This is a genomic window from Aeromonas genomosp. paramedia (assembly GCF_023093515.1).
GTDB lineage: Bacteria > Pseudomonadota > Gammaproteobacteria > Enterobacterales > Aeromonadaceae > Aeromonas.
In genome coordinates this window covers 1-10877 of sequence record NZ_JAAROG010000026.1, presented here as the reverse complement: position 1 = coordinate 10877, position 10877 = coordinate 1, and the positions used below count along the sequence as shown (strand labels likewise).

Genomic DNA, 10877 nt, shown 5'->3' with positions numbered 1-10877 from the left:
GCGAGAGTAGGACACTGCCAGGCACCCAATACAAGAAACCCCGCTCGATGAGCGGGGTTTTTTATTGCCTGACATTCACGGCATCCATCTATATCCGGTTGATTTAAAACCGCACCCTCTCTTCATCGGCCCTCTGATCTGCGCAGGGCAGCACCATATTGACTATGCCGTCTTCCAGCTGGATGTCGATCTGGAAACCCAGCCGCTTGGCCAGATTGATCATGCCGCGATTGCTGGGCATGGTCATGCCCGACAGCTGGCCGATGCCACGCTCTCTGGCGTAGCGCACTATCTTCTCCATCATCAGCTTGCCGAGCCCCAGCCCTTTCATATCCGATCGCACCAGGATGGCAAATTCCGCGTCAGACTGGTCCGGGTTGGAGATGGCGCGCACCACTCCCAGGACCTGCTGGTTGTAGGGCCCATCCTGCCCCACGGCGACGAAGGCCATCTCCCGGTCGTAATCGATCTGGGTCATGCGGGCCAGCTCTTCGTGCCCCAGCTCCCCCACGTCGGCGAAGAAGCGCTTGTATCTGTCCTCATCGGAGACCTTGAGCACGAACTGCTTGTGGGCCGGTTCGTCCTCCGGCCGGATCGGGCGCAGCAGGACATGGCTCTGATCTTTCAGCCAGGCACCCTCCTCCAGTTCGGTGGGATAGGGGCGAATGGCCAGTGGCAGCATCTGCCGACCCTCTTCCATCAGCACCAGCCTGGCATCCAGGATCACCATCTCTTCGCCGCAGGCCTGCAGTGGATGCAGGTCCAGCTCCTGGATTTCGGAGAAGGCCAGCAGCAGCTCGGAGAGCTGGCACAAGACCTGACCGAGGGCATCGATATCGAGTCGTACCGGGCTGGCCTGTTCGCGGATCTTGCCGTTCTTGAGGGCACCGATGATCTGGTAGCGAGCGAGCGCCTGGTTGAGCGGTGGCAGGGCCGCGACCATCTCGTGGGGTTCGGCACCGGACTCCCCGAGCAGGATGACGGGGCCGAACACAGGATCCTGCTGCAGGCGGATGCGCAGCTCGAGTCCACCGCTGCGTTTTGCCATGCGCTGGACCAGCAGGCCTTCTATTCGGGCCCCAGGGTCGTGTTGGCGGACCCGATCCAGGATGGCATCCGCCGCCTGGGCCACTTCCGCCGAGGTGCGCAGATTCAGCATGACGCCGTGCACCTCGGATTTGTGGGCGATGTCGGGGGATCGCAGCTTCACCGCCACCGGATAACCTATCTGCTCCGCGGTCAGCGCCGCCTCGATGGCATCGGAAACTATCCAGGTCGACAGGGTGGAGAGACCGGCCGCCTGCATGATGGGTTGCGCCAGGTGGGTGTCCAGTACCCGCTGCTTGCGATCCAGTGCCTGGCGGAGCAACTGCTGGCAGCGCTCGACATCGAGTCTGTCCCCTTGCAGGGAGGCGGGGGTCTCCATCAACTGTTTCTGGTTGCGGCGGTATTCCACCATGTGCATGAAGGCGGTGACGGCACTCTCCGGAGTACGGTAAGTCGGGATCCCCGCTTCATTGAACAGGCGTCGACCCTCCTGGGCCGAGTATTCTCCCGCCCAGTTGGTCAGTATGTTGAAACGCCTGGCCCTGGGGTGCTGCTTGAGGAAATCGATCAGATTGCTGGCCAGGGTCGCACCGCGAGCGGTGAGGGAGGGGGCGTGGATCAGCAGGATGGCATCGGCTCCGTCCCCTTGCAGCAGCTCGTCCAGCGCGGTTCGGTAGGCCTCCACATCGGCGTCGCTGCCTATGTCCAGAGGGGGCATGGCCATCTTGCCGCCGCGTGCCAGCAGCACGTCTGCGGCCATGTTGGCCAGACCGCGCCCGTTGGAGAGGATGGCGAGTCGCTCCCCCTTGAGGGTCAGGGAGTGGCTCAGGGTTTCGACGGTGGCAAACAGCTCGTGGGTGTCCCGTACCCGCAGCATGCCGGCCCGGCGGATGGCGGCGTCATAGACGTTGTCGAGGCCGTTGGCCGGATCGTGGCGGCCGCTCTTGAGCACCAGAATGGGCTTGTTGCGGGAAGCGGCGCGGGCGGCGGAGAGAAAGTGGCGGGCATCGTGCAGCTTGTCCATGTAGATCAGGATGGCGCGGGTTGCCCCGTCGCGGGAGAGCTGATCCAGCAGCTGGCCGAAGTCGATGTCGCAGTGATCCCCAAGCGAAACGAAGGCCGAGAAGCCGATCTCCCGCTGTTTGGCCCAGTCCAGGATGGTGGTGCTGACCGCCGCCGACTGGGACAAAAAGGCCACCTGCCCCGGGGTGGCGGCAATGGGGGAGAAGCTGGCGTTGATGCCCTGCCCGGGCAACAGCATGCCCATGCTGTTGGGGCCGAGCAGGCGGATGCCGTATTGCCGGCAGATCTGCCTGAGCCGCTGACGCTCGTCGCCGGAGAAGTGGGCGGCCAGTATGATGGCCGCCCCTGTGCCCTTCTTGCCGAGCTCCTCGATGAGCGGCAGTACCCGCTCGCGCCGGGTGCAGACGATGGCAAGATCCGGGGAGAGGGGGAGGCTCTCGATATCGGGATAGGCGAGCACGCCGGCGACGGCCCGGCAGTAAGGGCTGACCGGCAGTATGGGGCCCTTGAACTGGCCCGCGAGCAGATGCCGGATGACCACATGCCCGGCCTTCTGGGGGTCACTGGAGGCACCGATGACGGCAATCGATTGGGGTTTGAAGAGCCGATCCAGGCCGCTTGGTTTCATGGGCACTCCTCATGGCGACCCCCGAGGCGAGGGCGACGTATGGTGCCAGTCTAATACGCTTCAGGCGTTCGTTCTGTGACCCATTGCGGATCACGACCGGGCCAGGGCATTGGCACGCAGATAAAATCTCAGTTCACCCTGGATGCGCCGCACTGTGGCCAGGTGCCTGTCTTGCACATAGATCTCCTGCTCCCGATCGAGCGAGGTGCGCTGGACTCCGAGGCTCTGCAGGTACTCTGCAAACAGGATGGCACTCTGGATTTCGACAAGATGCTGGCTCACGGCATGATCCTCTGTGGTGGATGGATTTGCCGGCCAGTGTCCCCTCTTCTCCAGGGCTTTCATACTGACACATTTGACACTGATGCTGGGGCAGCCCCGGAGTCAGCGCAGCCCTCCCTGACCGCGGGCCGTGTCCCAGAAGGCGCGGATCAGCGGCTCTTCCAGCCGCTTCTTGAGCACGGCGATGCCGACATCGAACGGCTTGAGGGCGGGCTTGGGATCGACGATGCGTACCTTGTCCCCCATGGGGCTGTGATCGATCACGGCGGCAGGCACCAGGCCTACGCCGAAGCCGAGGGCCACCATGGCGACTATGCCCTCGTTGCCCGCCACCTCGGCATAGATGTTGGGGGCTATGCCCTTGTTGCGAAACCACTGATCACAGCGTTTGCGGGCCAGCCCCTGCTCCGAGAGGATGAGCGGCAGCCGCTCCCAGTCGGGTTCGCCCTGGGAGAACCACTGGCTTTGCTGGGGGGCATTGCGGGGGGCGATAAAGACCAGCGGCACCTGCTGCAGGCTGGCGAACTCCAGCTTGGACGAGAGGGCATCCGGCCTGGCGGCGATGGCGAGATCGGCCTCGTCGGCCAGGATCTTGTCCACCGCCAGGGCGGGGTCGCCGGTCTCCAGCTTGATCTCGAGCTGGGGATAGCGGCGACGAAAGCGCTCCAGCACCTCGGGCAGCAGGAAGTAGCTGGCGGTGACCGAACAGAAGACCCGCAGCCGCCCCTGCAACGGCTCGTCGCTGCGCCTGAGCTCCTGCTTGAGCCGCCGCCACTCCTGCAGCAGGCTGCCACCGAACTCCCTCAGCTTCTCTCCCGCCGGGGTGAGCCGCACGCTGCGGTTGTCCCGCTCGAACAGCACGCAGCCGGTCTCCTGCTCCAGCCGCTGGATGGCGCGGCTCAGGGTGGAGGGGCTGACCGCCATGGCGTCGGCGCTCTTGCCGAAGTGGAGGGAGTCGGCGAGGTGGAGAAACAGTTCGAGATTGCGAAGGTCCATCTTTGAATTCCTGCAGCGGCGCTTGTGCCGACCATATACCTTCATGCCGCAAGCCCCCGAGGCGCACCGGGTGGGAAAAACGGCCTGAGAATGCCAAGAGTCACATTTCAATTTATGCAACGTACTGTTTCGAATATATCAGTTCAGGCAATAAGTGTCCCGCGCTATAGTGGTTTGGACAACGCCGCTACCCGGCATGGAATCAATCGAACGGAGCAATCACCATGGCTAACTATTTCAACACCTTGAACCTGCGTCAGCAGTTGGCCCAGCTGGGCAAGTGTCGTTTCATGCAGCGCGAGGAGTTCGCTGACGGTTGTGCGGCGCTCAAGGGCAAGAAGGTGGTGATTGTGGGCTGTGGCGCCCAGGGTCTGAACCAGGGTCTGAACATGCGCGACTCCGGGCTGGATATCTCCTATGCCCTGCGCAAGGCCGCCATCACCGAGAAGCGCGCCTCCTGGCAGAAGGCCACCGATAACGGCTTCGTCGTCGGTACCTATGAAGATCTGATCCCGACCGCCGATCTGGTACTGAACCTGACCCCGGACAAGCAGCACTCCGACGTGGTGAAGACCGTCATGCCGCTGATGAAGCAGGGTGCCGCCCTGGGCTACTCCCACGGCTTCAACGTGGTGGAAGAGGGTCAGCAGATCCGCGCCGACATCACAGTCGTCATGGTGGCGCCCAAGTGCCCGGGCACCGAGGTGCGTGAAGAGTACAAGCGCGGCTTCGGCGTGCCGACCCTGATCGCCGTTCACCCGGAGAACGATCCCCAGGGTGAAGGCATGGCCATCGCCAAGGCCTGGGCCTCCGCCACCGGCGGCGACCGCGCGGGCGTGCTGGAATCCTCCTTCGTGGCGGAAGTGAAATCCGACCTGATGGGCGAGCAGACCATCCTCTGCGGCATGCTGCAGGCCGGTTCCCTGCTCTGCTACGACAAGCTGGTTGCCGAGGGCACTGACCCGGCCTACGCCGGCAAGCTGATCCAGTTCGGCTGGGAAACCATCACCGAGGCCCTGAAGCAGGGCGGCATCAGCCTGATGATGGACCGCCTCTCCAACCCGGCCAAGCTGCGCGCCTTCGAGCTCTCCGAGCAGCTGCGCACCCTGATGCGTCCGCTGTTCGAGAAGCACATGGATGACATCATTGCCGGCGAATTCTCCCGCGGCATGATGGCCGACTGGGCCGAAGACGATGCCAAGCTGTTCGGCTGGCGCGAAGAGACCGGCAAGTCCGCCTTCGAGAATGCCCCTGCCTATGCGGGCAAGATCGCCGAGCAGGAGTACTTCGACAATGGCGTGGTCATGGTGGCCATGGTCAAGGCAGGTGTGGAGCTGGCGTTCGAAACCATGGTGGCCTCCGGCATCTATGAAGAGTCCGCCTACTACGAGTCCCTGCACGAGCTGCCGCTCATCGCCAACACAGTCGCTCGCAAGCGTCTGTACGAGATGAACGTGGTCATCTCCGACACCGCGGAGTACGGCAACTATCTGTTCGCCAACGCCGCCGTGCCGCTGCTGCGCGAGCACTTTATGCCGACTCTTCAGGCTGGTGATTTGGGCAGCGCCCGCGCCGAGCCGAAGGCGGTGGACAACCTGGCCCTGCTGGCGGCCAATGAGGCGACTCGTAGCCATCCGATCGAAGCGATCGGCCATACCCTGCGTGGCTACATGAAAGACATGAAACGCATCGCCGTCGGCGGTTAATGCTGGCGATGGAAGGGCGGGGGTGACGATCCCCGCCTTCTGGCTGGCTTAGACACCTGGCCAGATCTCCACAGGATGGCAACGCCGGCTTCCGGCAACAAAAAGCCCCGCTCAATGAGCGGGGCTTTTGCATTCAGAAAGACTTGGAAAATCAGGCTTTCCAGGATTTCCAGGTGTTGATCAGACCGTTGGTGGAGCTGTCGTGGCTGGTGACGGCGTCATTGCTGCCCAGCTCCGGCAGTATCTTGTTGGCGAGCTGCTTGCCCAGTTCCACGCCCCACTGGTCGAAGGAGAAGATGTTCCAGATTGCGCCCTGTACGAAGATCTTGTGCTCGTACATGGCGATCAGGGCACCCAGCGTCTTCGGGGTCAGGCTCTTGAACAGTATGCTGTTGGTCGGGCGGTTGCCTTCGAACACCTTGAACGGCACCAGATCCTTGACCTGCTCCAGCGTCTTGCCAGCCGCCAGGAACTCGGCTTCGACCTGTTCCTTGCTCTTGCCGAAGGCCAGCGCCTCGGTCTGGGCGAAGAAGTTGGCCAGCAGCTTCGGATGGTGGTCGCCGATCGGGTTGTGGCTGATGGCCGGCGCCAGGAAGTCACAGGGGATCAGCTTGGTGCCCTGGTGGATCAGCTGGTAGAAGGCGTGCTGGCCGTTGGTGCCCGGCTCACCCCAGATGATGGGGCCGGTCTGGTAGTCGACCTTGTTGCCGTTGCGATCCACGTACTTGCCGTTGGATTCCATGTTGCCCTGCTGGAAGTAGGCAGGGAAGCGGTGCATGTACTGATCGTACGGCAGGATGGCTTCGGACTCGGCACCGTGGAAGTTGTTGTACCACAGGCCGATCAGCGCCAGCAGCACAGGCACGTTCTGCTCATAGGAGGCGGTGGCGAAGTGCATGTCCATCTCGAAGGCGCCTTGCAGCAGGGCTTCGAAGTTGTCGAAACCGACGGAGAGGGCGATGGGCATGCCGATGGCAGACCAGGAGGAGTAGCGGCCACCAACCCAGTCCCAGAACTCGAACATGTTGTCGGTGTCGATGCCAAACTCGGCCACGGCCTTGCCGTTGGTGGAGAGCGCAGCGAAGTGCTTGGCAACGTGGGCCTTGTCACCGGCGATCCTGATGAACCAGTCGCGGGCGGTCAGGGCGTTGGTCATGGTCTCCTGAGTGGTGAAGGTCTTGGAGGCCACCAGGAACAGGGTGGTTTCCGGATCGATCTTCTTCAGGGTCTCGGCGATGTGGGTGCCATCGACGTTGGAGACGAAGTGCATCTGCAGGTGGTTTTTGTAAGGGCGCAGCGCCTCGGTGATCATCACCGGGCCCAGATCGGAGCCGCCGATACCGATGTTGACCACGTGCTGGATCGCCTTGCCGGTGTAGCCTTTCCACTCGCCGGAGATGATCTTCTCGCAGAAGCCCTTCATCTTGGCCAGTACGGCGTTCACTTCCGGCATCACGTCCTTGCCGTCGCACTCGATGGGGCGATCGGAGCGGTTGCGCAGGGCCACGTGCAGTACGGAGCGACCTTCGGTCATGTTGATCTTGTCGCCATTGAACATGGCATCGATCGCGCTGCGCAGATCGGTCTCCTTGGCCAGATCGATGAGCAGCTTGAGGGTCTCCTCGGTGATCAGGTTCTTGGAGTAGTCGACCAGGATGTCGCCTTGATAGGTGAGGGAGAACTTGTCGAAACGCTGGGGATCCTGGGCGAACAGATCTTTCAGCCGGGTCTCTTTGTTCGCTGCAAAGTGGGCTTCCAGTGCCTGCCAGGCCTGGGTCTGGGTTGGATTGATGTTTTTCATAGGATTATCAGTCTTCCAAGTTGTGTTTGAACCTTGCAGGCAAGGCTCCCGCCAAACCTTATTATTCGAGCACTATACCGGGCCCATTATACCGGGCACATGGTGCGGCCCGTGTAACAGAGCTTTACCAATTGTCTGCATCGAAGGAGTTTACAACCAAAACGCTGCGATTATGAGTCAGCAGGGGTCATGAGATCTTGCGTTGGCTCATGCTTCGCCGGTCTCGTCAGGTTGAAAGGGGTTTCAATGTGGCAGGGCTGAGGCGGGGCCGGAGATGGGGTGAGGCGGCTGCCTTTCGAGCGGGTATTGGGCGGGGGTCAGGCCGCCCGGTGGCTGGCCTTTCCCTGCCCCGGAAACGACGATGCCAGCCCTAAGGCTGGCATCGTGGCCATCATCACTGGATTCAGGCCTGGGTCTTCTGCATGTGCATGACCATCTGGGGGAAGGGGATCTCGACGCCCTCGGCATCGAAGGCCAGCTTCACCTTCTCGTGGAAGTCGAACCAGACACCCCAGTAATCGCCCGTCTTGACCCAGGGGCGCACCACTATGTTGACCGAGGAGTCGGCCAGGGCAGCGACGGCGATGGTGACGGCCGGATCCTTGAGGATGCGGGTCTCTTCATTCACCAGACGCTCCAGGATCTGCTTGGCCTTGCGCAGGTCGGAGCCGTAGCCGATGCCGAAGGTCATGTCGACCCGGCGGGTGTCCATGCGGGAGTAGTTGACTATGGTGCCGTTGAGGATGGCGGAGTTCGGGACCACCACCATCTTGTTGTCGGCGGAGGTGAGGGTGGTGGTGAACAGCTGAACGGCCTGCACCACGCCGTTGGTACCGGCCACCTCGATGAACTCACCGGCCTTGATGGGGCGGAAGATGATCAGCAGGAAACCGGCGGCAAAGTTGGAGAGAGAGCCCTGCAGCGCCAGACCTATGGCCAGACCGGCGGCACCTATGATGGCCACGAAGGAGGCGGTCTGTACCCCGACCCGGCCCAGGGCCGCGATCACCACGAACACTAGTATGGTGTACTTGAGGATGCTGCCGACGAAGTGGGTGATTGTGGTGTCCAGCTTGCGGGTATGCATTACCTTGGTCACGCCGCCGCTGATGATGTTGGCGGCGATGTAACCGACCAGCAGGGTGAGCAGGGCGGCGGCGATGTTGACCGAATACTCGATGATCAGTCCCTGGTTATTGACCAGCCAGGTCTGCGCTTCTGTGATGATCTCGGGTTCCATAGGGTGTCCTGTTGGTATTGAAGGTTTATGGCGGATAAATCTAACACCGGAGCGCGACAACCTGGGTCGCATCTGGTGCTTATTCTCTGCCATCAAAAGCTGCCACAAAAAACAAGGGAGGCCAAGGCCTCCCGCTTCGCACCCACCAGTATGGTCCAGCTTTGCAGCTATGGGTTGCGCATCTATTGCCACCGAGCCTCTAACCCGGTGATGGGTTAAAGGTTTTATTCGGAGCTGATATGTGGGTCGATCCGTCCCTCCGGCTCAGCTTTGCAATAACTGGCTGCGCATAAACTGCCACTGATCCTCGAAGCCGGCGGTGGGCTTGAGCTTGAACTCGGAGCGGACGAACTGGCTGATGCGGCCCTCCGCATAGGCCAGCAGCAGGTTGGCCAGCATGGTCTCATCGAGCTGGAAGCCCTGGCCTTCCCGCAGCCGCTTCTCCCTCAGTGCCTGCTTGAGCTGGGTCTCCAGCTTGTCAAACAGGGCGCTGATGCGATCCCGCAGCCGGTCGTGCTCGCCAAGCAGGGCATCGCCGTTGAGGATGCGGGTGATGCCGGGATTGCGCTCGGCGAACACCAGCAGCAGCTGCAGTATATGGTGGCAGCGAGCCATGGTGTCCTTCTCTTCGGCCATGATCAGGTTGACCCGTGACAGCAGGGAATCCTCGATAAAGTCGATCAGTCCCTCGAACATCCGCGCCTTGCTCGGAAAGTGTCGATAGAGGGCCGCCTCGGACACACCCACCTCGGCTGCGAGGCGCGCCGTGGTGATGCGCTGGCCCGGACTGGTCTCCAGCATGTGGGCGAGTGCCTGCAGGATCTGATCGCGCCGACTCTGTTTCTGGTTACTGCTTGCCATGGATTCCCCTAAAAAAACAATGGCTTGATTCTGTTATTAGACACAGACCCCAGGGGGCTGTGTGGTCTTGTTATTGGCGACCAGAAGAACCAAACCCGCCTTCACCCCGTTCACTCTGGTTGAATTCGTCGACCAGCTGGAAGCTGGCCTGCACCACGGGCAGGATCACCAGCTGGGCGATGCGCTCGCCTGGCTGTATGGTGAAGCTGTCGTTGCCGCGATTCCAGACCGAGACCATCAGCTGGCCCTGATAGTCGGAGTCGATGAGACCCACCGCTATACGATAAAAAACTGTCTCAATTTCTTAACTGCATGAAATTAAAGTATTTTTATCTTGGTGTCGGAAAAAGTGTCTCAGGCCACAGGTTTTGGTATGTTGGCGGTCTATGCTTTACCGGTACTACCGAAACCACCACTACCACGCTCGGTTTCGGTGGAGAATTCCTCAACAACACTCAACGATACCTGTACAACCGGTTGGAACATCAACTGTGCGATCCGGTCACCAGGCTGTACGGTGTAAGGGTCTTCGCCATCGTTTGCCAAGATGACGCCTATTTCGCCATGGTAGTCCGCATCAATGACACCAATACCTTGAGCTACGCGAATACCATGTTTCAATGAGAGCCCAGAACGGGAAGCTACTATGGCTACTAAGCTCGGGTCCATCATGTTGATAGCGAGTCCAGTTTTCAGAAGATGGCGAGCGCCTGGCGCAATCGTCACGGGTTCAGCGATGCATGCGCGTAGGTCCATGGCTGCGGAGCCATCGGTCGCGTAGGTCGGCATTGGGAGCTGTTCTGTGCCCAGAAGGTTATTGACCATGCGTGCTTCTATGCGTCGATACATCTTGTGTTCCTCGATAAACTTGAACTAGCAAATTCAAAAATGGGTACAGCGTTACAGGCGCGAAGAGATGGGCTTGGCTTTTGTCAGCAAAGCAAAACAAAAAGCCATGAGATCTCAGCCGCTGACCGGGGGCTAAGATACCAGATTGCCTCCCTGCATGGCGAGGGTGGGGTTTACCAAAACCCTCGTGGTCAGCATCATCAGAGAGACAGGAGCAAACAGAGAGGGATTCATTTTGGTCATTTATCTGTTGGCTGGTAGTGAGCCGCTATAGGTATTTCATTTTCGCTAATTTGTTCGATAGTTAAGGAAGGTGCGAATAAGCGGGGAAATTCTTCTCGGCTGACTCAGTCATTTCATTTTTTCAGTTTGAGCCGATTTTTTCTCCCGTAAATGCCTTGAATCAGCCTATTTAGACCGTTTCTTCGCCATTTAAGGCGTTAT

The 10877-nt window shown here is 60.6% G+C and carries 9 protein-coding genes; 1 reads left to right on the top strand and 8 read right to left on the bottom strand.

What is annotated here, in order from left to right; translation table 11 throughout:
• Window positions 1-103: 103 nt before the first annotated feature.
• From HB860_RS18875 to ilvY, 3 genes are all read right to left on the bottom strand, one after another.
• Window positions 104-2698, bottom strand: coding sequence for a bifunctional acetate--CoA ligase family protein/GNAT family N-acetyltransferase (locus tag HB860_RS18875; protein ID WP_247627609.1), 2595 nt, complete (start codon window positions 2696-2698; stop codon window positions 104-106).
• 90 nt (window positions 2699-2788) lie between these two features.
• A complete protein-coding gene (locus HB860_RS18870) occupies window positions 2789-2980 on the bottom strand; it encodes a hypothetical protein (protein ID WP_106887833.1) in 192 nt (63 codons plus the stop codon).
• Between the two features lie 102 nt (window positions 2981-3082).
• Window positions 3083-3976 carry an HTH-type transcriptional activator IlvY gene (ilvY, locus tag HB860_RS18865; protein ID WP_247627608.1) on the bottom strand — a complete coding sequence of 298 codons (894 nt, stop codon included), beginning with the start codon at window positions 3974-3976 and terminating at the stop codon, window positions 3083-3085.
• 224 nt (window positions 3977-4200) lie between these two features.
• Between ilvY and ilvC the strand changes: the two genes are divergently transcribed.
• Complete coding sequence (gene ilvC, locus HB860_RS18860; protein ID WP_247627607.1) at window positions 4201-5682, top strand: ketol-acid reductoisomerase; 1482 nt, start codon at window positions 4201-4203, stop codon at window positions 5680-5682.
• Between the two features lie 151 nt (window positions 5683-5833).
• On the opposite strand, the gene pgi is transcribed toward ilvC, so the two are convergent.
• The 5 genes from pgi to dut all read right to left on the bottom strand — a co-directional run bounded on the left by pgi (window position 5834) and on the right by dut (window position 10433).
• Window positions 5834-7483 carry a glucose-6-phosphate isomerase gene (gene pgi, locus HB860_RS18855; protein WP_247627606.1) on the bottom strand — a complete coding sequence of 550 codons (1650 nt, stop codon included), beginning with the start codon at window positions 7481-7483 and terminating at the stop codon, window positions 5834-5836.
• 403 nt (window positions 7484-7886) lie between these two features.
• Entirely contained in the window at window positions 7887-8723 is an 837-nt protein-coding gene (locus tag HB860_RS18850) for a mechanosensitive ion channel domain-containing protein (protein WP_139438123.1), read from the bottom strand.
• Between the two features lie 264 nt (window positions 8724-8987).
• Window positions 8988-9584 carry a nucleoid occlusion factor SlmA gene (gene slmA / locus HB860_RS18845; protein ID WP_005323760.1) on the bottom strand — a complete coding sequence of 199 codons (597 nt, stop codon included), beginning with the start codon at window positions 9582-9584 and terminating at the stop codon, window positions 8988-8990.
• A gap of 70 nt (window positions 9585-9654) precedes the next feature.
• Entirely contained in the window at window positions 9655-9885 is a 231-nt protein-coding gene (locus HB860_RS18840; protein WP_432612685.1) for a dCTP deaminase domain-containing protein, read from the bottom strand.
• Window positions 9886-9968: 83 nt separating this feature from the next.
• Window positions 9969-10433, bottom strand: coding sequence for a dUTP diphosphatase (gene dut, locus HB860_RS18835; protein ID WP_041915434.1), 465 nt, complete (start codon window positions 10431-10433; stop codon window positions 9969-9971).
• Window positions 10434-10877: the final 444 nt, after the last annotated feature.